Origin of the sequence: Falsiroseomonas algicola, assembly GCF_011040385.1 — a bacterium.
Taxonomy (GTDB): Bacteria; Pseudomonadota; Alphaproteobacteria; order Acetobacterales; family Acetobacteraceae; genus Falsiroseomonas; species Falsiroseomonas algicola.
Genome location: NZ_JAAIKB010000001.1, coordinates 637,838 through 660,304, shown reverse-complemented (window position 1 = coordinate 660,304; position 22,467 = coordinate 637,838). Strand labels below are relative to the sequence as shown.

Sequence of the window (22,467 nt, the reverse complement as noted above, 5' to 3'; positions counted from 1 at the left end):
TGTAGCCTGTATCCCACAGGAAGGCGGGAGACAGGATCATGAGGATCACGCGACGCGCGATGGCCGGGCTGCTGCCGGCGGTGGCCATGGCCGGCCAGGCCGGCGCGCAGGCGAACTGGCAGCCGGGGCGGCCGCTGCGCCTGCTGGTCGGATTCCCGCCCGGCGGCGCGGCGGACCTGCTGGCCCGCAAGCTGGCGGACAGCCTGACCCAGGCGCTGGGCCAGCCCGTGGTGGTGGAGAACCGCCCTGGCGCCGGCGCGCAGCTGGCGCTGGATGCGGCCGCCAAGGCGCAGCCGGATGGGCTGACCATGTCGCTGTCGCCCATGGGCCCGCTGGCGGTGAATCCGGCGCTGACGCCCGGCCGCCTGCCCTACAACGCGGCGGAGGATTTCACGCCGCTGATCCATGTGTGGGACCAGCCCAACGTCATCGTGGGCGGGATGGACGTGCCCCAGGCCTGGCCGGCCTTCGTGGAGTGGCTGAAGCGGCGGCCGGAGGAGCCCTATGCCTCGGTCGGGCCTGGCAGTTCCAACCACCTGACCGGCGCGCTGCTGTCGCGCGCGCTCGGCCTCAACCTGCAGCACATCACCTATCGCGGATCGGCGGCGGCGCTGACGGCGATCATGGGCGGCGAGATCAAGCTCTTCGTGGACAACGTCACGACCACCATCCCGCTGGCGCGGGAGGGACGGGTGCGCGCCATCGCCGTCACCACCGCGCAACGCAGCGCCGCCCTGCCGGAGGTGCCGACCCTGGCGGAACTTGGCCTGCCGGAGCTCACGGTATCCTCCTGGCAGGTGGTGGTGGGGCCCAAGGGGATGCCGCCCGCAGTGGTGGCGCGGCTGAATGCGGAGCTGAACCGCGCCATCCGCACCCCCGATGCCGTGGCCTGGATGCGCAGCCTGGGCGCGGAACCCGCGGGCGGCACGGCGGAGCAGGCGGCGACCATGCTGCGGACGGAGCGGGAGCGCTGGGCGCGCCTGATCCCCAGCATGGGCATCACGGTGGACTGAGCGGTCGGGCTGCCGTCACCGATAGATGAGTGTCGGCAGCCACAGCACCATGCCGGGCCAGAAGGTGACCAGCGCCAGGCAGATGAAGAGCGGGATGAGGAAGGGCGCGCAGGCCTTGGTGGTCTGCTCGAAGGTCAGGCCCGACACGCGCGCCAGGATGTAGAGCACCATGCCGACCGGCGGCGTCAGCAGCCCGATCATCAGGTTCAGCACCATGATGATGCCGAAATGCACGGGGTCGACGCCGATCGCGATCATCAGCGGCAGCAGCACCGGCACCAGGATGGTGATGGCGGCGATCGTCTCCAGGAAGCAGCCCACCACCAGCAGCAGGATGTTCACCAGCAGCAGGACCAGGATGGGGTTGTCGGTGATGGACAGCACCGCGCCGGCCACCTCCTCCGTCACCCGCGTCGTGGTGATGAGCCAGCCGAAGATGGAGGCGCCGGCCACGATCAGCAGCACCACCGCCGTCGTCTCGATCGTCTCCATGGTCACGCGCATCAGCCCGCGGAAGGTGAGCGTGCGATACACCACCATGCCGAGGATCAGCGCGTAGAAGGTGGCGGCGATGGCGGCTTCCGTGGGCGTGAAGGCGCCGCTCGTCATGCCGCCGACCAGCAGCACCGGCGTCATCATCGGCAGGAAGGCGCGCTTGGCGGTATGGCCGAGCCGCGCCCATCGGAACGCCGCATCCCGGTCGAAGCCGCGGACATGCGCGACCCAGGCGACGGAGGCCATGAGCGTGAGCGCCATCAGCAGCCCCGGGATCAGCCCCGCGGCGAAGAGCTGCCCGACCGAGGCATTGGCCGAGACGCCATAGATCACCATGGGCAGGGAGGGCGGGATGATCGGCCCGATGGTGGCGGAGGCGCCCGTGAGGCCGACGGCGAAGGGCAGGGGATAGCCATGCTCCTTCATCGCCTTGATCTCGATATTGCCGAGCCCGCCGGCATCGGCGACCGCCGTGCCCGACATGCCCGCGAAGATCACGGAGCCGACCACGTTCACATGGCCGAGCCCGCCCTTCAGCCAGCCGACCAGGGCGGTGGCGAAGCTGTAGATGCGCTCCGTGATCCCCGCTGAGTTCATCAGGCTGCCGGACATCACGAAGAAGGGGATGGCGAGCAGCGGGAAGCTGTCCACGCCACTCGCCATGCGGTGCAGCACCACCAGCGGCGGCACCGACTGGTCGAACCACACATAGATCAGCGAACCGGCGCCGAGCGCGACCGCGACGGGCACGCCCAGCATCATCAGGCCGAGGAAGCCCGCGAAGAGGATCCAGGTCATCGCGCCGCCCTCACAGATGCACGCCGCCGAGGGAGGGGTCTTCCACGCGTTCCGGCTCCCCGCGCCGGAAGCGCAGGATGGCGGCCTGCAGGGCGCGCAGCGTCGTCAGCACCAGGCCGGCAAGGATCGCCATGTAGACCCAGGAGAGCGGCCAATCGACCACGACCATGGGCTGGAACTGCATCGCCTCCGCCACCTGCCAGCAGAGCCAGCAGAGGATGGCATAGAAGCCCGTGGCGAAGAGGTTGGCCGCCAGGAACATCCAGCGGCGGGATGACGGCCGCAGCATGGTGGGGATGAACTCCACCGCGATATGCGTGCCGCGGCGCGCCGCCATGGCGCTGCCGGTGAAGGTCAGCACCATCAGCATGTAGCGCGCGATCTCCTCCGTCCAGGCGATGCTGTCGTTCAGGATGTAGCGGCTGAAGAACTGCAGGAACACCACGCCGGCCAGCGCCCAGAAGAGCAGGACGGAGAGCCAGTCCTCCGGCGCCAGATCCGCCTTCTCCTCCGGCGCATCGGCGACTTCCTGCGTGAGGGCGACGAAGAGATCCTCGTCATCGGTGCTCTTGTCCTTCACGCTTTCAGGGCTCCCCATGACGTGGTTCGATCGTATCATCGCAGGCAGGAACGGAGGGAATGACAACATGTCCAGGATCGAACGATTGGAAATCCTGCAGGTGGACCTGCCCCCCAAGGTGGCGCGGAGCGACGCGATCCAGTCCTTCGCGACGCAGGAAACGCCGATGATGCGGATCACCGACAGCGATGGCGCGACGGGCATCGGCTACAGCTACACGATCGGCCAGGGCGGCTCCTCCATCATCGCGCTGCTGCGCGACCATCTGGGGCCGATGCTGCTGGGGCGTGATGCCGACTGCATCGATGCGATCTGGCATGACCTCTTCATGAAGACGCATGCGCTGAGCGTCGGCCCGCTGGTGGCGCTGTCGCTCGCCGCCATCGACACGGCGCTCTGGGATCTGCGCGGGAAGAAGACGGGCCTGCCGCTGCACAGGCTGGCCGGTGGCGCGAAGCCGCGCATCCCCGTCTACACCACGGAAGGCGGCTGGCTGCATATGAGCGAGGCGGAGATCGTGGCGGATGCCGAAGCGGCGCTCGCGAACGGCTTCGCCGGCACCAAGATCAAGGTCGGCCGCGCCACGGTGCAGGAGGATATCGCGCGGCTCTCCGCCGTGCGGCGCGTGGTGGGCGACCGCTTCCAGATCATGACCGACGCCAACCAAGGCTTCACGGTGGCCGAGGCGATCCGTCGCGCCGGCGCCTTCGAAGCCGCGGGCCTCGACCTCGCCTGGTATGAGGAGCCGCTGCCGGCGGAGGATGTGGAAGGCCATGTGCGGCTCTCCGCCGCGACGCGCATTCCCGTGGCGGTCGGCGAGAGCCTCTATCACCCCGCGCAGTTCCGGGACTACCTGGCGCGCGGCGGCTGTTCCATCGTGCAGGTGGATGTCGCGCGCATCGGCGGGATCACGCCCTGGCTGAAGACCGCGCATCTCGCGGAGACCTTCAACGTGCCGGTCTGCCCGCATTTCCTGATGGAGCTTCACCTGCCGCTGGTCTGCGCGGTGCCGAACGGCGCGTGGCTGGAACACATTCCGCAACTCGATGACATCGCGGCGAGCCGCGTGGTGGTGAAGGATGGCTTCGCCACGCCGCCGGAGGCGCCGGGCAATGGCATCGAGTGGGACGAGGCGGAGATCGCGCGGCGGCAATCCTTCACGCCGATCGTGCTCCGCTGAGGCGGGTGCCGGGCCGTGGGGCCCGGCGCCCTTCATCAGCCCGCGCGGGATGCGATGGCCTGGAGGCGGTCGTAATGCTCCCGCGTCCAGCCCGCGCCCGCGGCGCTGTCATTGTGCAGGGGCTGCGCCACGGCGCGGAAGGCGGCGCGGTCCGGGCGCTGCACGGTCTTGCCCTGCGCCGTGAACCACTCCGGCAGAGCGAGCTCCGCCTGGCGAATCTCGTGCGTCGCGCGCGTCGAGGCTTCGCGCAGCACCTCCGTGAACACGCCCTTGTCGGCATCGTTCAGCCGCCGCCAGGTATTGCCGGAGACGATGGTCAGCAGGCTTTCCGTGATGTGCGCGGTCAGCGAGATGTGGCTCTGCACCTCGTAGAACTTCTTCGCCTGGATGGTCGGCAGCGGGTTCTCCTGCCCGTCCACCGTGCCCTGCTGGAGCGCCAGATAGACCTCCGCGAAGGCGATCGGCGTGGCATTGGCGCCGACGCTGCGCGTGAACATCAGGAAGAGCGGCGCCTGCGGCACGCGCAGCTTCATGCCACGCATATCCTCGGGCCGCAGCACGGACCGGTTCGCCGTGACATGGCGCTCGCCGTAATAGGTCAGCGCCAGCGCCTGGTGGTTGGTCTGGCGGCTGTAGCCCGCCATCATGTCCCGCAGCAGGTCGCTTTCGCGATAACCCATGAAGTGCTCGAAGTCGCGCAGCACATAGGGGGCGTTGGTGATCGCGATGGGGCGGTAGGTGGCACCGGCGAAGGCGACGCCGGTGTAGATCATGTCCACGGTGCCAAGCGCCAGGCCCTGGTTGATCGTCGGTTCGTTGCCCAGCGCGGAGGCCGGGAAGACCTCGATCGCCCAGCGGTTCTGCGTGCGTTGCTGGATCTGTTGCGCGGCCCAGAGCGCCTGGGTGTGATAGGCCTCGTTGGTCTCATAGACATGCGCCCAGCGCAGCCGCGTCTGCGCCTGGGCCGCACGGCCGAGCAGCGCGGGCGCGGCCATGGCCGTGCCAAGCAGCAGCCGACGGCTTGTGATGATGGACATTCCGCAACCTCCCACAGGCGCCGGTTGGGCCCGGCGCGTCATTCCGGGGTGAGGATGGAGAGGATCGGGCCTGCGCCGCAAGCCCGCCGTGCGATGGCGGGGTGACTACCAGCCGGTATCGAGCAGCGCCTGCACCGGCGCGCGCCGCGGCGCCGCATCCCAGCCGCTGCCGGCGGCCGCCTTCAGCGCGGCGGCGGCGGTGGCGAAGCGCGCGGCGTGCTCCACCGGCGCCCCCTCGGCGATCGCCAGCGCATAGGCGCCGTGGAAGACATCGCCGCAGCCCGTCGTGTCCACCGCCTGCACGCGCGGGGCGGGGAGGGGATGCGCGGCGCCGTCGCGCCACCACAGGCTGCCCGCTGCGCCCAGCGTGACGGCGAGCACCGCATCGAAGCGCGCGGCGACGGTGGCGAGGCCTTGCGCTGCATCGTCGATGCCGGTGAATTCCTTCAGGCCGCGCTCCGAGAACAGGATGTGGTCCGCCATTGGCGCCAGGCGGTGCAGCGCCTCCCCGGCCGCAACTTCGCCGTCCAGCACGCGGGGGATGCCCATGGCGTTCGCCTGCGTGAAGGCATGCGCCGCGCCATCGGGCCAGCGGGGATCGGCCATGACGGCGCCAACACCCTCCAGCGTGAAGCGCGGCACCTCCACCAGGCCCGCGCCGGGGAAGACGGCCAGGATGCGCTCGCCCTCCGGGTCCACCAGCACGGCGGAATTGGGGGTGATGCCGCCTGGCGCCACCAGCTCCGGCAGGTGCCGCACGCCCCGCGCGGCCAGCCCCGCGCGCAGCCATTCGCCGGCGGGGTCGTCGCCGGTGCGCCCGATCCAGAGCGCATCGCCGCCGAGCCGCGCCACGGCGACGGAAGCGGTCGCCGCCATGCCGCCGCCGACATCCTCATACCCCGCCGCGACGTACTTGCCCGGCGCCGGCGGCAGCCGCGGCATCCGGTAGGTGCGGTCGAGCGCGGCCATGCCGATGCAGGCGATGCGGGGGGCGGTCATGGCGCGGACGATGGCACCGGCCCTGCCGCCCCGGAAGATGGTTGGCGGCCGATGGCAAGGTGTGGCACCTTCCACATATGCCCCGCCGCACCTCCGGCGCGCCGTCCAAGGCGGAGCGCCATCGCAGCATCCTCGCCGCCCTCGCCACCGACCCCACGGTGCGCATATCCGCGCTCGCGCTGCAATTCGGCGTCTCCGCGGAGACGGTGCGGCGGGACATCGAGGAGTTGACCAGCCAGGGCGCCGTCCGCCGCACCTATGGCGGGGCCAGCGTGGTGCATGCGGGCCTGCAGCCCGAATTGTCGTCGCGGGAGACGATGGCGGTGGCGGAGCGCGCCAGGATCGGCGCCGCGGCGGCCGCGCTGCTGGCGCCGGGGGCGGTGGTGATGCTCGATGCCGGCAGCACCACCGGCCATGCCGCGCGGGCGCTGGCGGCGCGCGGCATCGCGGTGACCGTGCTGACCAACAGCCTGCGCGCCGCGCAGGATCTGGCGGACCATGCCCGCGTGATCCTCTGCCCCGGCGATGTCAGCGCCGCCGAGCAAGGCGTCTATGGGCCGGAGACCGGCGCCTTCCTGGCCCGGTTCAACGCCGACGTCGCCCTGGTTGGGGCAACAGGTCTGACGGCGGAGGGGCCGTGCGACGCCAACAGCCGCGCCGCCTGGGTGAAGCGCGCCATGCTGGCCCGCGCCACGCGCCGCATCCTGCTGGCGGATTCGGAAAAATTCGGGCGGGAGGTGCTGGAACGCATCTGCCCCATGGCGGAATTGACCGACCTGGTCACCGATCGCGCGCCCGACGGCGCCCTGGCCCGCGCGCTGGCGGAGGCCGGGGTGGCGGTGACGGTCGCGGGGCGGTGATCCCGGAAATTCTATTTGACCGTCCACACTGAACGTCGTACCTGCCACAATCATCCAGACGTCATGGAAACGCCCGCCCTGTCCGCCGTGCCGCACCCCGCCCCGCTCTCCGAAGCCGCCCCGGCCGCGCTCGCCGGGCTGCGCTGGGTGCTGGCCGATATCGACGACACCATCACGACCGAAGGACGGCTGGAGGCGGCGGCGTACACGGCGCTGGAGCGGCTGCGGGATGCCGGCATCGCCGTGGTGCCCGTCACCGGCCGTCCCGCCGGCTGGTGCGACATGATCGCGCGCTTCTGGCCCGTGGCCGCCGTGGTGGGGGAGAATGGCGCGCTCTGGTATTCGCTGGACCATGCCGGGCGTCGCATGCGCCGCTGGCAGGCCCAGACCGAACCAGACCGCCTCGCCCGCCGCGCCACCCTTGATGCCCTGGCCGCGCAGGCGCTGACGGAAGTGCCGGGCAGCGCCATCGCCGCCGACCAGGCCTTCCGGCTGTTCGACGTCGCCGTCGATTTCGCCGAGGATGTGGGTCCGCTCGAAGCCGGCGCCGCGGAGCGCATCGCCGCGATCTTCCATGCCGGCGGCGCTGCCGCGAAGGTCTCCTCCATCCACGTGAATGCCTGGATGGGCGAATGGGACAAGCGGGCGGGGGTCGAGAACCTCTTCGCGACGCTGTGGGAACCGCTGGATGAGGTCCTCGACCGGGTTGCCTTCCTGGGCGACAGCCCGAACGATGCGCCCATGTTCGGCCGGATCCCGCTTTCCGTAGGGGTCGCCAATGTGGCCCCCTTCCTGCCGGGCATGGCCACGCCGCCCGCCTACATCGCCCGCCGCCATGGTGGCGCGGGCTTCGTCGAGTTCACCGAGGCCGTGATCGCGGCCCGCAACAACCCGGAGAGGAAGCAGCACCCATGAGGAAACTCGCCCCCGCCACGGGCTTCGCCGTCGCGCTGATGGCCAGCATGTCCTGGTCGCAGCAGGCCGATGCGCAGGGCGCCGCCTGCGGCTTCCGCGGCTCCCTCGACGAGGCCTATTGCGACGAGAACCGCGACATGGTGGCCGATGTGCCGCGCGAGGCGTCGCGCCTGCGCGACCCCTCCACGCTGGTCTTCGCCTATACGCCGGTCGAGGATCCCGCGCTCTATGCCAGCCAGTTCCGGCCGCTGCTGGACTACCTCACCACCTGCACGGGCAAGCGCACCGTCTACTTCCAGGTCACGTCGAACGCGGCGCAGGTGGAGGCGATGCGCTCCGGTCGCCTGCACATCGCGGGTTTCTCGACGGGCCCCACCGCCTTCGCGGTGAATCTGGCCGGCGCCGTGCCCTTCGCCATCAAGGGCGGGCCGGAAGCCTTCGAGAGCTATCGCGTCGCCATGATCGTCCGCGCCGACAGCCCCTTCCAGACGCTGGCGGACCTGAAGGGGCGCCGCGTCGCGCACACCTCGGCCACGTCCAACTCGGGCAACCTGGCGCCCCGCGCCTTCTTCCCGGGCCTCGGCCTGACGCCGGACACCGACTATCGCGTCGTCTATTCCGGCGGCCATGACCGCAGCGTGATGGGCGTGAATGCCGGCGACTACGATGCCGCGCCGGTGGCGTCCGACGTCTACAACCGCATGATCGCGCGCGGCCAGGTGCGGCGGGAGAATTTCCGGGTGATCTGGGAAAGCGACCCGTTCCCCACCAGCAGCTTCGCGCTGTCGCATGACCTGCGCCCCGAACTCGCGCAGCGCATCCGCCAGTGCTTCTACGACTATCGCTTCCCGGAGGCGATGCGCCGCGACCTCGGCGGCAATGACCGCTTCTGGCCCGCGACCTATGCCGAGCAATGGGCCCCGGTGCGCGCCGTGGCCGATGCCGTGAACGCGCCCTACAACCGCGCCGCCTTCGATGCCGAAAGCCGGCGTGAGCTGGAGGCCGAGCAGCGCCGCAACCAGCAGCGCCAGCAGCAGCAGCAGGCGCCGGCCGCGCCGCGGGTGCAGTAACCATGTCCGCGCGGCAAGGGTTGGTCATCAAGGGCCTCGTCAAGGAATACGTGCCCGGCAAGCCCGTGCTGCGCGGCATCGACCTCGACCTGGCGCCGGAGGGGATCACGGCCATCATCGGCCCCTCCGGCACCGGCAAGTCCACGCTGATCCGCTGCATCAACCGGCTGGTGGAGCCGACGCAGGGCGAGATCACGCTGGATGGCGAGAAGCTCACCGGCATCCGCGGCGGGCAGCTTCGCCTGGCGCGGCGCCGCATCGGCATGGTGTTCCAGGAATACAACCTGGTCGAACGCCTGACGGTGATGGAGAACGTGCTGTCCGGGCGCCTCGGCTATGTGCCGCTCTGGCGCGCCTGGCTACGCAAGTATCCGGCCGAGGACATCGCGCTCGCCTTCGAATTGCTGGACGCCGTCGGCCTGCCGGACCACGCGACGCGGCGCGCGGATGCGCTCTCCGGTGGCCAGCGCCAGCGCGTCGGCATCGCGCGCGCGCTGATGCAGCGCCCGGCGCTGCTGCTGGCGGATGAGCCGACCAGCTCGCTCGACCCGAAGACGGCGGTGGAGATCATGGAACTGCTCGCGCGCCTCACCCAGGCCGCGAACGTCCCGGTCGTCATCAACATCCATAACGTCGAGCTCGCGAAGCGCTTCGCGCAGCGGATCGTCGGCATGGAAGGCGGCCGCGTGGTGTTCGACGGCCCGCCGGAAGACCTGCAGCCGCACCATCTGCGCCAGATCTATGGCGGCGAGGATTGGCTGTGAGCGCGACGATCGCGGCGCGGGACGCCTTCAAGCCGAACTGGACGGCGCGGCTCGGCCTCATCGCCGTCGCGCTCTACAGCCTCTACGCCATCGGGCAACTCGACATCTCCTGGGCCCGCCTCTCGGTCGGCTTCGGGGAGGCCGGCCGCTTCCTGGCGCGCATGGTGCCGCCCAATTTCGCGCGCTGGGAATTGCTGCTGGAAGGCATGATCGAGAGCCTGCAGATCGCCGTGCTTGCGACGGTGCTCGGCATCATCATCTCGCTCCCGCTCGGCCTGATGGCGGCGCGCAACCTGGCGCCCTGGTGGCTGTCGGCGCCGATCCGCGGCGTCATCGCGGTGTGCCGCAGCCTGCACTACGTCATCGTCGCGATCCTCTTCGTGAAGGCGATCGGCTTCGGCGCGCTGGCGGGCGTGGCCGCGCTGACGGTCGCCTCCATGGGCTTCGTCGCGAAGCTGTTCGCGGAGGCGGTGGAGGAGATCAGCATGAAGCAGGTGGAGGCGATCCGCGCGACCGGCGCCGGCCCCGGCGCCGTGCTGCTCTATGGCGTTCTGCCGCAGGTGGCGTCGCGCTTCATCGGCTTCTCGCTCTACCAGCTGGACAGCAATTTGCGGAATTCCACCCTGGTCGGCATCGTCGGCGCGGGCGGCATCGGCGGCACGCTCTTCGCCGCCTTCAAGCGCTTCGACTACGATTTCGTCTGCGCCATCCTGCTGTCCATCATCGCATTGATCTTCGTGGCGGAGCTCGTCTCCGGCCGTATCCGGGCGGCGCTGCGATGAACAATACCATGGCCCCTGGCATGAAGCCCCTGATGCGGGAATGGACCTACCTGACGCCGGCCGAGGCGATCGGCCGCTGGCTGGTCTGGCTCGCCGTCGTCGCAGCCACCGTCTGGGCGGTGCGCAGCATCGACATCATCCCGGAATTCCTGGCCGATGCGCCGGAACAGATGGCGGATCTGCTGGTGCGCATGTGGCCGCCCGATGCCGCGCACTACTATCCGGATGTCCATGCCGCGCTGATCGAGACGCTGCATATCGCCACACTGGGCACCATCCTGTCGCTGTTCCTGGCGGTGCCGATCGCGCTGCTGGCGGCGCGGAACATCTGCCGCATTCCCGTGCTGAACGTGACGGCGCAGCTGATCCTGGTCTCCTCCCGTTCCGTCAATTCGCTGGTCTGGGCGCTGATCTTCGTCGCCGTCTTCGGCCCCGGGCCGGCGGCCGGCACCTTCGCCATCGCCTTCCGCAGCATCGGCTTCGTCGGCAAGCTGCTGGCGGAGGCGCTGGAGGAGACGGCGCCAGGCCCGCTGGAGGCGCTGACGGCGGCCGGCGCGCCCTGGGGCAGCCTCATGCTCAAGGGCGTCTGGCCGCAGGTGCAGCCGGCCTTCTGGGGCATCGCGCTGTTCCGCTGGGACATCAACGTGCGTGAATCCGCGGTGCTCGGCCTGGTCGGCGCCGGCGGCATCGGCGTCGTGCTCGACGATGCCATCAACTTCTTCCAGTGGGACCGCGTTGCGACGGTGCTGCTGGCGATCCTCGCGGTGGTGGTGGTGGCGGAAATCGTCGTCACGCGCATCCGGTCAAGGCTGATCTGACACCCATGGCTGAACCCTTCGACCTTCTCGTCATCGGCGGCGGCATCAACGGCGTCGGCATCGCGCGGGATGCCGTGGGGCGCGGGCTGTCCGTCTGCCTGGTGGAGCGTGGCGACCTCGCGGGCGCCACCTCCTCCAACTCCTCCAAGCTCATCCATGGCGGGCTCCGCTATCTCGAGCATTACGAGTTCCGCCTGGTGCGGGAGGCGCTGGCGGAGCGCGAGGTGATGCTGAAGATCGCGCCGCATATCGTCTGGCCCATGCGCTTCGTGCTGCCGCACCGGCCGGAGATGCGGCCGCGCTGGATGATCCGCACGGGGCTGTTCCTGTACGATCACCTGGCGCGGCGCGTCAGCCTGCCGCCGGCCGAGAGCCTGGATTTCCGACGCCACGCCTATGGCGCGCCGCTGTCGGAGAGCATCGCCGCCGGCTTCGCCTATTCCGATTGCTGGGTGGAGGACAGCCGTCTCGTCGTCCTGAACGCCAAGGACGCGGCGCGGCGCGGCGCCGATATCCGTGTCCGCACCGCTTTCACCGGCGCGGAGCGCGATGCGGAAGGATGGACGGCGCGGCTGCGCGGCGCCGATGGCAGCGACACCGCCGTGCGGGCGCGAGCCATGGTGAACGCCGCCGGCCCCTGGGTGCTGTCCGCCCAGAATGCGGCGCATGCCCGGCCCGCCGGCAGCGTGCGGCTGATCCGCGGCAGCCACATCGTGGTCCCCGCGCTCTATGACGGCCCGCAGGCCTATATCCTGCAGAATGACGACCGGCGCGTGGTCTTCGTCATCCCCTACCAGGGCCGTTTCTCCCTGATCGGCACGACGGATGTGCCGCATGAGGGTGATGCCTCGACGGCGCATTGCACGGCGGAGGAGGCCGAATACCTCTGCGCCGCCGTCACGCGGCAGTTCCGCAAGCCCGTCACGCCCGCCGACATCGTCTGGTCCTATGCCGGCGTGCGGCCGCTCTACGATGATGGCGCGGACAACCCCTCCGCCGTCACGCGCGACTATGTGCTGAAGCTGGACACGGAAGCGGCGCCGCTGCTGTCCATCTATGGCGGCAAGATCACCACCTATCGCCGACTGGCGGAGGAGGCGGTCGAGAAGGTCACCCACGCCCTCGGCCGCGACGCGAAGTCCTGGACCGATACGGCGCCGCTGCCCGGCGGCGATTTCGGCGTACGTGACCTCGCTTCGATGGAGGCCGACCTCGCGCAGCGCTATCCCTGGCTGCCCGCCGACACCCGCGCGCGGCTGCTGCGCGCCTACGGGTCGGAGGTGCCGGACCTGCTGGGCGATGCGCAGGGCTGGCAGGCGCTGGGCCGCGACTACGGCGCCGGCCTGACGCAGCGGGAGATCGACTGGCTTGTGCGGGAGGAATGGGCGCGGACGGCCGAGGATGTGCTCTGGCGCCGCTCCCGCCTCGGCCTGCACATGACGGCGACGGAGCGCGATGCCGTCGCGGTGTCGATGGGCGGCTGATCAGCGGCGATAGAAGCCGATCAGCCCCGCGATCATCCCGCCCTCCTCGTCATCCGGAAGCAGGATGTTGTCCGGCACGCGCAGCCCGCAGGCGCGGAGATGCGCGAGAAGCGCGGTGGCGATGCCCTTCGGGTCGTGCCGCCGGGCGAAGCTGCCCTGGAAGCCCGTGACCTTGGCGATGGTCAGCGCCGTCGCCTTGCGGGGGCGGTGCACGCCGCCGCGGTTCGCATCCACCTTCTCCGTCGTGCTGCCGAGCAGGCTGTTGGACCGGCGATCGACCGGCATGGTCCGAACCAGCAGCCAGCCCCGCCGCGCCGCCGCCGTTTCCGGGAAGAGGTGATCGACGGCCAGCTTCTGGCCGTTCACTTCGGAGGCCGGCGCGCCATGGCCCAACTGCTTCACGAAGGCCGCCCAATAGGCGGCATAGCGGCCATCACCCTCCGCCTTGTCTTCCGGCTTCACCCAGAGCTGCGCTCGAGACCTCGAATCGTGGCGCATCAGCGCCTCGGTCGGCGGCGTGCCGGGCAGGGGGGACCAGCGGCCCGCGCCGCCGGGGAAGCCGGGTTCGGCCAGCTTATGCACCCAGCTCATGTCCGGCAGGGCGATCCAGGCGGTGTTGAGGCCCAGCCGGTCATCCAGGCCGAGCCAGGCATCCACCAGATCCTGCCACTGGCTGCGCAGGAAGCTCGCGTAATCCATGGCGTCTATCGCTCCTCCAGTTCCGCCAGGGCGATGCCGGACTCGCCCTGTACGGCGTAGAGGAGGAAGAGCCGGCCATCCTCCTCGAACACGCAGGGGTCGCGGAGTTGCCGGACCGGCACATGGACGGCGCCACGCCAACTCCCCTCCAGCGGCAGGTGGCCGCCCTCGTAGTCGGTCTCGGGGCGCAGCACCTCGGCCTCCCCTTCCGCGACCCAGCCGCGCCAGTCGCCGGCAAGCGACACGGTCGAGTGCAGGATGCGTTCCGGCGCGTCCGTCACCCGCGTCCAGAAGACATGCAGCGTGTCACCGCGGACCAGCACGGCGGTGTGGCGCTGAAGGCCATCCAGGAACAGGCGCGGACCCCGCTCGAAGCCGCGCATCCCATCGGCGGAGCGGAGGATGAGGCCCGGCATGGCCAGCGCATAGGTCGCGCCGCCATGGGCGAAGACGCGGAAATAGGAAGGGCCGAGCAGTTCCGGCAGCGCCGAGAAGCGCAGCCCGTCCGGGGAGGTCGCGGCGCGCGTCCGCTGCGTCCGCCAGCCTTCGAGGCCATGGTAGTACATCACGATGCGCCGGTTCGCGTGGTCGACATGCACGTCCGGACTCGCGATGTGGGGCTGGCGGCCATCCGTGTCGGGATCCTCCACCCCCGGCGTGCCGGGCGGCGCCGTGCCGGCCAGGCGATCGGGCGTGGTGCCGGGCTCCTCCGCCGGTGCCACGGTCGGGAACAGGCTGTCTTCCAGGGTCAGGCTGCCAGGCTCGTGCATCCGCCACGGGCCCTCGATGGCGTCGGCGACGGCGAGACGGATGTAGCGGCCCTTGTGGTCTGCGAAATAGAGGTAGTAGCGGCCGAGCGGGTCCGGCAGCCAGTCCGGCACGCGGATGAGCGACGGCCCCTGCACATTGGCGCCCATGCGGGCATCCATGTGCGGGCGGATCAGCAGGCCGATGCGGCGGGCGGCGAAGGGCATGGGGCCAGCATGCCGCCGGCGTCCCGGCGCGCGCAACCGGCGCGCGCCGGGCTGGCGATCAGTAGCGCTTGTAGCTGAGGAACTTGCCCGTCATCGTGATCTTCACACGGTCGCCCTTCTGGTCGGGCTGGCGTTCCAGGACCATGTCGTAGTCGATGGCGGACATGATGCCGTCGCCGAACTCCTCATGGATCATCTCCTTCCAGCTCGTGCCATAGACCAGCACCAGCTCGTAGAAGCGGTAGATCAGCGGGTCGGTCGGCGGCATGGGCTGGGCGCCGCGATAGGGGATCTCGCAGAGCGTCGCGGCGTCCTCCTCATCGAGGTCGAGGATGTCGGCGATCCCCGCCGCGTGGTGCGGCTCGGCACTCATCTGCCCCATGCAGAGCGCGCAGGTCCAGACGGGCGACATGGCGATGCGGTTGGCGATGTCGGCCCATTTCAGGCCCTTCGCCTTCTTGATCTTGAGGATCTTCTTGCCGAGCTCGGTCTTGGCGTCGTTCACGGACGTGTTCCTTTCAGGCGGCGGGTCGCAGTTCGGGCACGGCCCGCGCGGACCATCCGGCGGGCGGGTTGGTCGCCTCGAAGTCGCGCGACCGGGTGATCAGGAAGTCGAGCACATGGTCCCGCAGCGCGTGGTAGCCGGGCATGTGGTGCAGGCCGGCGCGGGTGCGCGGGCGGGGCAGGGTGTTCACCACCACCTCCGCGATGCGCGCGCCGGGGCCGTTCGACATCAGCAGGATGCGGTCGGCCAGCAGGATCGCCTCATCCACGTCGTGGGTGATCATGAAGCCGGTCTGGCCGGCCTCCGTCACCAGCCTCGACACCTCCTCCTGCAGCGCGCCGCGCGTCAGCGCATCGAGCGCGCTGAACGGCTCGTCCATCAGCAGGATGCGGGGCTGGATCGCGAGTGCCCGGGCGATGCCGACGCGCTGCTTCATGCCGCCCGAAAGCTGCGCCGGCTTGCGGTCCGCCGCATGCGCCAGGCCGACGCGCGCCAGCGCCTCCCGCGCCGCATCCTCGCACATCCGGCGGTTCCAGTGCGGGTTGCGGCAGGACAGCGCGAAGGCGACGTTCTGCGCCGCCGTCATCCAGGGCATCAGCGCGTGGGACTGGAAGATCACCGCGCGATCCAGCGAGGGGCCGGTGATCTCGCGCCCCCCCACGATCACCGCGCCATCATCCGGCGCGTCGAGCCCGGCCAGGATGTTCAGGATGGTCGTCTTGCCGCAGCCGGAATGCCCGACCAGGCAGACGAACTCGCCGCGGCCGACGCTGAACCAGACATCCTCGAACACCGCCGTCGCGCCGAAGCGGCGCGCGATGCCTTCCACCTGGACGTCAGGGCGATCCATGGCGCTCATTCCGACCACGCCACGGCGCGGGCGAGCAGCCCGAGCAGCCGGTCCAGCGCCAGCCCCACCAGCCCGATCATCAGGATGGCGATGACGATGTCGGCGATGGAGAGGTTGTTCCACTGGTTCCAGACCCAGTAGCCGATGCCCGTGCCGCCCACGAGCATCTCCGCCGCCACGATCACCAGCCAGGCGATGCCGATGGAGATGCGCATGCCCGTCACGATGGTGGGCGCGGCGGCCGGCAGGATGATGCGGGTCGCCGTCCGCCACGGCCCCGCTTCCAGCGTGCGGCCCACATTCAGCCATTCACGGCGCACGCTCGCGACCCCGAAGGCGGTGTTCAGCAGCATCGGCCAGATCGAGCAGATGAAGATGACGAAGACGGAGCTGATCGAGCTGTCCTTGATGGAATAGAGGGCGAGCGGCATCCAGGCGAGCGGCGAGACCGGCCGCAGCACCTGGATGAAGGGATTGAGTGCCGCATTCAGCAGCGGCGACATGCCGATGGCGAAGCCGAGCGGAATGGCGATGATCGCGGCCAGCCCGAAGCCGGCGCCGACGCGCAGCAGGGAATAGGCGATCTGCACGCCGATGCCCTGGTCGTTGGTGCCGCGGACGTAGAAGGGGTCGCGCAGCAGCTCGAACAGCCGCTTCGCGATGTCGCTCGGCGCCGGCATCGCGCTCTGCCCGCCCGTCGCCGCGGCCTGGCCCATCAGCGCCGCGTATTCCGGATCGACGGCCTGGCCGGAGGCCGTGGCGGCGGCGCGGATCGCGGCCTCCCACCCGCCGAGGAAGACGGCGAGGATCAGCAGCGAGAGTGCCGCCGCACGCCAGAACGGTACCTGGTGCTGCATGGGGTCAGGCGCGGATCGCGCGCTCGGTCCAGGCAGCGGGGTTCGCGGGGTCGAAGGGTCGGCCCATGATCGTCTCGGTGCGCATCGGGCTGCCGGGCACCGGCAGGCCCAGTTCGCGCATCGCCTTGCCGGCATCGAGGGCCAGGAAGACCTGGTTCGCGACCTGCGCGTAGTCGACCTCCTGCCGCAGCTGCCCCCAGCGGCGCATCTGCGTCAGCATCCAGATCGCCATGGAATGCCAGGGGAAGGGGTCGAAGCCGATGCGGTCCGGCACCCGGCGCACCTGGCCGAGCCCGTCCGCATAGGTGCCGGTCAGCACCTGGTTCACCACCGTCTCCGGCTGGTTCAGGTAGTTGGCGCCGCTGATCGCCGTCGCGACTTCCCGCCGGTTCTCGGGCTTGGCGGAATAGGCTGTGGCTTCCACGATCGCGCGCATCAGGGCGGCGAAGGTGTTCGGCGTTTCCGTGATCATGGAACGCGGCACGGCGAAGGCGCAGCAGGGATGGCCGTCCCACAGCTCCTTCGTCAGCAGATGAATGAAGCCCACGCCATCGAAGACGGCGCGCTGGTTGAAGGGATCGGGGCCGAGGAAGCCATCGATGTTGTCGGCGCGGAGATTGGCGACCATCTCGGGCGGCGGCACGGCGCGGATCTGCACGTCGCGATCGGGATCAATCCCGTTCTCCGCGAGGTAGTGGCGCAGCAGGTAGTTGTGCATGGAGAAGTCGAAGGGCACGGCGAAGCGGAAGCCGCGCCAGTCGCGGGGGTTCCGCTTCTCCCGATGCTTGGTCGCCAGCGTGATGGCCTGGCCGTTGACGTTCTCGATCGCGGCGACCGCGAAGGGGATCGGCTGCGCGACGCCGACGCCGAGCGACATGGCGAGCGGCATCGGGCTCAGCATATGCGCGGCATCGAATTCGCGGGCGATGGCGCGGTCGCGGATCACGGCCCAGCCCGCGGCGCGGATGACCTCCACGTTCAAGCCATGGCGCTGATAGAAGCCCATGGGATGCGCCATGATGATGGGCGTGGCGCAGGTGATCGGGATGAAGCCGACCTTGAGGTCCCGCTTCTCCGGCGCGCCGGCGGGCTGGGCCAGCGCTTCCCTGGCGGCATCCAGCGGGAAGACGGAGGCGAGGGCCGCCAGCACCGTCGCCGCGCCGAAGCGCTCCACCAGCGCGCGGCGGGTCGGGCCATTGCGGAAGGTGGCGCGCAGCACCGCGCCCTCCGCGACCTCCGCCATCGCCTGCTCGGCGGAGGGCGCGTCGCCGGCGCATTCCATCGCGCTGCCATGCTGGCCGCAGCCGCAGCGGGCAAGGCGCGTCTTGGGGTCGAGCGGATTGGCGGTCAGGCGGCGCATGGGGAGGCTCCCTGGGTCTCCGGCGCGGTTGCAACCGCCGTGCCGCACGCGCGCATCGCGGGATTCGGGCCGCCGCGCCTGGTCGCGGAACGGCTTCGCCCAGAAAACAGGCAGTCCCGGTTGCGACGCATGCAGCATCGCGCTGGCATCCGGCCGCGTCGCGGCGCTAGCCTTCCCGCGCTGCAGGAGGCACGGCCATGGCCCGTATCACCCTTCCCCTTCTCGCCCTGATCGGCGGCGTCGCGCTGGCGCCGGGCGGGGCGCGTGCGGATGCCATCGATGGGCATTGGTGCAGCGAGGGCGGGCTGCGCCTGACCATCCAGGGGCCGAACCTGCTCTCGCCCGGGGGCGCGCGGATGTCGGGCGACTATGACCGCCACGGCTTCAGCTACACCGCGCCCGCCGGGGAGCCCGGCGCCGGCGGCCGCGTCGATCTGCGGCTGATGGGGGAGAATGCGGTGCGCGTGCAGGCCGCGAACGGCCCCATCGAGCCGGTCTGGCGGCGTTGCGGGCCGCCGGTGTCCTGACGCCTCAGCCTGCCGTCGGAAAGACGCGCCCGCCGCGCGGCACCAGGTGGCAGGCATCGCCGCGCGCCAGGGTCGAGCCGGGCGCGGCGCGGGCATCCAGCACGAGGCCACCGGCCTCCACCACGAGGTGCGCGTCCCCGCCACCCTGCGGTCGCAGCAGCCTGACGGTGGCGCCGCTGCCGGGCTCCGCCAGCAACTCCGATGGACGCAGGAAGGCGGTGGCGGGGCCATCGGGCACCGCCGCGGGCAGCGGCGCGACGGGCAGCGGATCGAAGCGCGCGATCCCGCCTTCGACGCGGCAGGGCAGCCGCGCGGCATCGCCGATGAAGCCGGCGACGAAGGGGGTCGCGGGCTGGTCCAGCAGGGCGGATGGCGTGTCGAACTGCACGATGCGCCCGCGTTCCATCACCGCGACGCGGTCCGCCATTTCCATCGCCTCCTCCTGGTCATGCGTCACCAGGATGGTGGTGATGGCGAGGCGTTCCTGCAGCCCGCGTACCCAGCGCCGCACGTCGCGCCGCACCAGCGCATCCAGCGCGCCGAAGGGTTCGTCCAGCAGCAGCAGCCGCGGCTCGATCGCCAGCGCCCGGGCAAGCGCCACGCGCTGCCGCTGGCCACCCGAAAGCTGGTCCGGATAGCGCCGCGCAAGGTCGGGAATCTGCACGAGGGCGAGCAGCGCCGCCACGCGCCGCGTCATCTCCGCCCGGTCGGGCCGCGTGGCGCGAGGCCGGACATCGAGGCCGAAGGCGATGTTGTCCGCGACCTTCATGTGGCGGAACAGCGCGTAGTGCTGGAACACCACGCCGATCCCCCGCTCCCGCGCCGGGACGCCCGCCATGTCCTGGCCCGCGATGCGGAGCGTGCCGGCATCCATGCCCTCCAGCCCCGCGATCACGCGCAGCAGCGTGGTCTTGCCGGAGCCGGAGGGGCCGAGGAGCGCGACCAGTTCCCCCTCCCGCACGGTCAGGTCCACGCCGTCCAGCGCCGCGGCATCGCCGAAGCGCCGGGTGATCCCGCTGGCTTCCACCGTCACGCGTGGCGTCCCCGGCGTTCGAGCAGCGTCTTCGCGGCCAGCGTCACCAGGCCGAGCAGCGCCAGCAGGGCAGCCACCGCGAAGGCGCCGGCGAACTGGTATTCGTTGTAGAGGATCTCGACATGCAGCGGCATCGTGTTGGTCATTCCCCTGACATGGCCTGAAACGACCGAGACGGCGCCGAATTCGCCCATGGCGCGCGCGTTGCAGAGCAGGATGCCGGACAGCAGCGCCCAGCGGATGTTGGGCAGCGTGACGCGGCGGAAGATCTGCCAGCCGGAAGCGCCGAGTGTCGCCGCGGCCTCCTCCTCCTCCCGCCCCTGTTCCTGCATCAGCGGCAGCACGGTGCGGGCGACGAAGGGGAAGGTGACGAAGATGGTCGCCAGCACCAGGCCGGGCAGGGCGAAGATGATCTGCACGTCCCGCGCCTGCAGCCAGGGGCCGAGCCATCCCTGCGCGCCGAAGATCAGCACGAAGACGAGGCCGGAGATGACCGGCGAGACGCTGAAGGGCAACTCCACCAGCACCACCAGCAGGCGCTTGCCCGGGAAGTCATGCTTGGCGATGGCCCAGCAGGCCGCGAGGCCGCCGATGGTGTTGATCGGCACGGTGATGGCGGCGACGATCAGCGTGAGGCGGATGGCGGCCAGCGTATCTTCCTCCGCCAGCGCCGCCCACAATACGCCCCAGCCGCGGCGCAGCGCCTCGGTGAAGACGGCGGCCAGCGGCAGGGCCAGGATCACCACGCCGATGGTGATGGCGGCCAGCGCGAGCAGCGCCCGCGCCCAGGGCGCATCCTCCGCCGCGCTACGGAAAGGCGCGCTCATGCGTTATAAATCCGCGCGCTCATGCGCGACCCCGCCGCAGCAGGCGCTGCAGCACGGACAGCGCCAGCAGGACGGCGAAGGACAGCACCAGCATGGCCAGCCCGACCGCGGCCGCGCCGGCATAGTCGAACTGCTCCAGCCGGATGACGATCAGCAGCGGCGCGATCTCGCTCACCATCGGCATGTTGCCGGCGATGAAGATCACGCTGCCATATTCCCCGACCGCGCGCGCGAAGCCGAGGCCGAAGCCCGAGACCAGCGCGGGCGCCAGCGCCGGCAGCACCACCCGCGCCAGCGCCTGCGGCCGCGTGGCGCCGAGCGTCGCCGCCGCTTCCTCCGCATCCCGGCCAAGGTCCCGCAGCACGGGCTCCACCGTTCGCACGATGAAGGGCAACGCGACGAAGACCAGCGCGACCACGATGCCCGCCGGCGTGAAGGCGATTTTCCAGCCGAAGGCTGCGGCCAGCGGCGCGCCGAGCCAGCCATTGGGGGCGAAGAGCGCCGTCAACGCGATGCCCGCCACCGCCGTCGGCAGGGCGAAGGGCAGGTCCACCATGCCGTCCAGGATGCGCCGCCCCGGGAAGCGCAGCCGCACGATGGCATAGGCCAGCAGCAGCCCGACCGGCAGGCTGGCCAGCCCCGCCAGCGCCGCCGTGCCGAAGCTCAGCGCCAGCGAGGCCAGCACCCGCTCCTCCGAGAGCGAGCGCAGCACGCCCGCCAGCCCCATCTCCCAGGGCTTCACCGCCAGCGCCAGCAGCGGCACCAGCACGATCAGCGAGACCCAGAGCAGTGCGATGCCGATCGAGAGGCCGAAGCCGGGGATGGCCCTGACCGTCATCGTCCCGGCCGGTAGATCCGGTCGAAGACGCCGCCATCGTTGAAATGGGTGCGCTGCGCCTCCGTCCAGCCGCCGAAGACATCGTCGATGGTGACGAGGTCGATCGCCGGGAAGCGGGACGCATTGGCCGCCAGCACGGCGGCGTTGCGCGGGCGGTAGAAATGCTTCGCGGCGATGGCCTGGCCTTCATCGGTGTAGAGGCCGCGCAGATAGGCCTCCGCCACCGCGCGCGTGCCGCGACGGTCCACGACCTGGTCCACCACCGCGACGTTGGGTTCCGCGAGGATGGAGAAGCGGGGATAGACGATGTCGAACTTGTCGGCGCCGAATTCCTGCAGGGCGAGATGGGCCTCGTTCTCCCAGGACAGGAAGACATCGCCCTGGGCGCGCTGCGCGAAGGTGGTCAGCGACCCGCGCGCACCGGTATCCAGTACGGGAACCTGGCGGAACAGCCGGGCCGTCGCTTCCTCGGCGGTGGCGGCGCTGCCGCCGGGCTGGCGCAGCGCCCAGGCCCAGAAGGCCAGGTAGTTCCAGCGCGCGCCGCCGGATGTCTTGGGATTGGGCGTGATGATGGACACGCCCGGCTTCAGCAGGTCTCCCCAATCCTGGATGCCCTTCGGGTTCCCCTTGCGCGTCAGGAAGATGATGGTGCTGGTGTAGGGCGCGCTGTTGCTGGGCAGGCGGGAGATCCAGTCCCGCGCCAGCAGGCCGCGCTCCGCCACGGCGTCCACGTCATAGGCCAGGGCCAGCGTCAGCACATCGGCGGCCAGCCCATCGATGACGGAGCGTGCCTGGCGGCCGGAGCCGCCATGGGAGGTGTTGATGCGCACCGCCTGGCCGGACTGCGCCTGCCAGTTGCGGGCAAAGACCGCGTTGTAGTCGCGGTAGAGTTCGCGCGTCGGATCGTAGGAGACGTTGAGCAGCGTCAGTGGCGTCTGCGCGCTGGCACCGGTGGCGATGAAGGGCGCAGCCGCCAGCAGGGCGCGGCGAGGCAGCGCGAGGCCGGTCTTCGGCATCGGGGGTTGCTCCGTCAGGGATGTCGTCGGGCCGCGCGCGGGGCGCGGTTCAGGGCAGGCGCGAGGGGGTCTCGGCGCGCCGACAACAGGGCCGACAGGGAGTGTCGCTGGGCACGGCCACGGCATCCTCCGTCAGGGTCGGGTGGCCCGGGATCACCGGGATTGCCGAAACCCTATCGGGATGAT

At 70.6% G+C, this 22,467-nt stretch carries 24 protein-coding genes; 10 read left to right on the top strand and 14 right to left on the bottom strand.

The window, feature by feature from the left end; translation table 11 throughout:
• The first annotated feature begins 38 nt into the window (after window positions 1-38).
• A complete protein-coding gene (locus G3576_RS03165; RefSeq protein WP_164692854.1) occupies window positions 39-1,013 on the top strand; it encodes a Bug family tripartite tricarboxylate transporter substrate binding protein in 975 nt (324 codons plus the stop codon).
• 15 nt (window positions 1,014-1,028) lie between these two features.
• On the opposite strand, the gene G3576_RS03160 is transcribed toward G3576_RS03165, so the two are convergent.
• Complete coding sequence (locus G3576_RS03160) at window positions 1,029-2,306, bottom strand: TRAP transporter large permease (RefSeq protein WP_164692853.1); 1,278 nt, start codon at window positions 2,304-2,306, stop codon at window positions 1,029-1,031.
• 10 nt (window positions 2,307-2,316) lie between these two features.
• Entirely contained in the window at window positions 2,317-2,886 is a 570-nt protein-coding gene (locus G3576_RS03155; RefSeq protein WP_164692852.1) for a TRAP transporter small permease, read from the bottom strand.
• Window positions 2,887-2,953: 67 nt separating this feature from the next.
• Between G3576_RS03155 and G3576_RS03150 the strand changes: the two genes are divergently transcribed.
• Window positions 2,954-4,066, top strand: a complete 1,113-nt coding sequence (locus tag G3576_RS03150) for a mandelate racemase/muconate lactonizing enzyme family protein (RefSeq protein WP_164692851.1) — start codon at window positions 2,954-2,956, stop codon at window positions 4,064-4,066.
• A 35-nt stretch (window positions 4,067-4,101) separates the two neighbouring features.
• Here the strand turns inward: G3576_RS03150 and G3576_RS03145 are convergent, their stop codons facing one another.
• Window positions 4,102-5,103: a sialic acid TRAP transporter substrate-binding protein SiaP gene (locus tag G3576_RS03145; RefSeq protein ID WP_164692850.1), complete on the bottom strand. Its 1,002-nt coding sequence runs from the start codon at window positions 5,101-5,103 to the stop codon at window positions 4,102-4,104.
• A gap of 105 nt (window positions 5,104-5,208) precedes the next feature.
• Window positions 5,209-6,102, bottom strand: a complete 894-nt coding sequence (locus tag G3576_RS03140) for a PfkB family carbohydrate kinase (protein ID WP_164692849.1) — start codon at window positions 6,100-6,102, stop codon at window positions 5,209-5,211.
• A 77-nt stretch (window positions 6,103-6,179) separates the two neighbouring features.
• On the opposite strand from G3576_RS03140, the gene G3576_RS03135 reads away from it, so the two are divergent.
• The 7 genes from G3576_RS03135 (at window position 6,180) to glpD (ending at window position 12,795) form a co-directional block, all read left to right on the top strand.
• Window positions 6,180-6,962 (top strand): DeoR/GlpR family DNA-binding transcription regulator, encoded by a 783-nt coding sequence (locus tag G3576_RS03135; protein ID WP_164692848.1) that lies wholly within the window; start codon window positions 6,180-6,182, stop codon window positions 6,960-6,962.
• Between the two features lie 63 nt (window positions 6,963-7,025).
• On the top strand, window positions 7,026-7,877 hold the full coding sequence (locus G3576_RS03130; RefSeq protein WP_164692847.1) for an HAD-IIB family hydrolase: 852 nt from the start codon (window positions 7,026-7,028) through the stop codon (window positions 7,875-7,877).
• Window positions 7,874-8,947 carry a phosphate/phosphite/phosphonate ABC transporter substrate-binding protein gene (phnD, locus tag G3576_RS03125; protein WP_164692846.1) on the top strand — a complete coding sequence of 358 codons (1,074 nt, stop codon included), beginning with the start codon at window positions 7,874-7,876 and terminating at the stop codon, window positions 8,945-8,947. The genes G3576_RS03130 and phnD overlap by 4 nt, the downstream gene beginning before the upstream one ends.
• Before the next feature lie 2 nt (window positions 8,948-8,949).
• Complete coding sequence (phnC, locus tag G3576_RS03120) at window positions 8,950-9,711, top strand: phosphonate ABC transporter ATP-binding protein (protein ID WP_164692845.1); 762 nt, start codon at window positions 8,950-8,952, stop codon at window positions 9,709-9,711.
• A complete protein-coding gene (gene phnE / locus G3576_RS03115; RefSeq protein ID WP_164692844.1) occupies window positions 9,708-10,493 on the top strand; it encodes a phosphonate ABC transporter, permease protein PhnE in 786 nt (261 codons plus the stop codon). Before phnC ends, phnE (G3576_RS03115) begins: the two co-directional genes overlap by 4 nt.
• An 8-nt stretch (window positions 10,494-10,501) precedes the next feature.
• Window positions 10,502-11,311, top strand: coding sequence for a phosphonate ABC transporter, permease protein PhnE (phnE, locus tag G3576_RS03110; protein ID WP_164692843.1), 810 nt, complete (start codon window positions 10,502-10,504; stop codon window positions 11,309-11,311).
• Between the two features lie 5 nt (window positions 11,312-11,316).
• A complete protein-coding gene (gene glpD, locus G3576_RS03105; protein WP_164692842.1) occupies window positions 11,317-12,795 on the top strand; it encodes a glycerol-3-phosphate dehydrogenase in 1,479 nt (492 codons plus the stop codon).
• Here glpD and G3576_RS03100 read toward each other — a convergent pair whose 3' ends face one another.
• From G3576_RS03100 to G3576_RS03075, 6 genes are read right to left on the bottom strand one after another with little or no spacing between them, the layout of a single operon-like run.
• Window positions 12,796-13,494 carry a hypothetical protein gene (locus tag G3576_RS03100; protein ID WP_164692841.1) on the bottom strand — a complete coding sequence of 233 codons (699 nt, stop codon included), beginning with the start codon at window positions 13,492-13,494 and terminating at the stop codon, window positions 12,796-12,798.
• Window positions 13,495-13,499: 5 nt separating this feature from the next.
• Window positions 13,500-14,468, bottom strand: a complete 969-nt coding sequence (locus G3576_RS03095; RefSeq protein ID WP_164692840.1) for a hypothetical protein — start codon at window positions 14,466-14,468, stop codon at window positions 13,500-13,502.
• Window positions 14,469-14,526: 58 nt separating this feature from the next.
• A complete protein-coding gene (gene cynS, locus G3576_RS03090) occupies window positions 14,527-14,973 on the bottom strand; it encodes a cyanase (protein WP_164692839.1) in 447 nt (148 codons plus the stop codon).
• A gap of 13 nt (window positions 14,974-14,986) precedes the next feature.
• Window positions 14,987-15,823 carry an ABC transporter ATP-binding protein gene (locus tag G3576_RS03085; RefSeq protein ID WP_164692838.1) on the bottom strand — a complete coding sequence of 279 codons (837 nt, stop codon included), beginning with the start codon at window positions 15,821-15,823 and terminating at the stop codon, window positions 14,987-14,989.
• A gap of 5 nt (window positions 15,824-15,828) precedes the next feature.
• A complete protein-coding gene (ntrB, locus tag G3576_RS03080; protein WP_164692837.1) occupies window positions 15,829-16,680 on the bottom strand; it encodes a nitrate ABC transporter permease in 852 nt (283 codons plus the stop codon).
• Window positions 16,681-16,684: 4 nt separating this feature from the next.
• Entirely contained in the window at window positions 16,685-18,040 is a 1,356-nt protein-coding gene (locus G3576_RS03075) for a CmpA/NrtA family ABC transporter substrate-binding protein (protein ID WP_164692836.1), read from the bottom strand.
• Between the two features lie 197 nt (window positions 18,041-18,237).
• Between G3576_RS03075 and G3576_RS03070 the strand changes: the two genes are divergently transcribed.
• Window positions 18,238-18,567, top strand: coding sequence for a hypothetical protein (locus tag G3576_RS03070; protein ID WP_164692835.1), 330 nt, complete (start codon window positions 18,238-18,240; stop codon window positions 18,565-18,567).
• 4 nt (window positions 18,568-18,571) lie between these two features.
• On the opposite strand, the gene G3576_RS03065 is transcribed toward G3576_RS03070, so the two are convergent.
• The 4 genes from G3576_RS03065 to G3576_RS03050 are packed head-to-tail and all read right to left on the bottom strand — an operon-like array spanning window position 18,572 to window position 22,281.
• A complete protein-coding gene (locus G3576_RS03065; protein WP_164692834.1) occupies window positions 18,572-19,600 on the bottom strand; it encodes a sulfate/molybdate ABC transporter ATP-binding protein in 1,029 nt (342 codons plus the stop codon).
• Window positions 19,597-20,427: a sulfate ABC transporter permease subunit CysW gene (gene cysW, locus G3576_RS03060; RefSeq protein ID WP_164692833.1), complete on the bottom strand. Its 831-nt coding sequence runs from the start codon at window positions 20,425-20,427 to the stop codon at window positions 19,597-19,599. The genes G3576_RS03065 and cysW overlap by 4 nt, the downstream gene beginning before the upstream one ends.
• Before the next feature lie 19 nt (window positions 20,428-20,446).
• A complete protein-coding gene (cysT, locus tag G3576_RS03055; protein WP_164692832.1) occupies window positions 20,447-21,265 on the bottom strand; it encodes a sulfate ABC transporter permease subunit CysT in 819 nt (272 codons plus the stop codon).
• Window positions 21,262-22,281, bottom strand: coding sequence for a sulfate ABC transporter substrate-binding protein (locus tag G3576_RS03050; RefSeq protein ID WP_164692831.1), 1,020 nt, complete (start codon window positions 22,279-22,281; stop codon window positions 21,262-21,264). Before G3576_RS03050 ends, cysT begins: the two co-directional genes overlap by 4 nt.
• Between the last annotated feature and the right edge of the window lie 186 nt (window positions 22,282-22,467).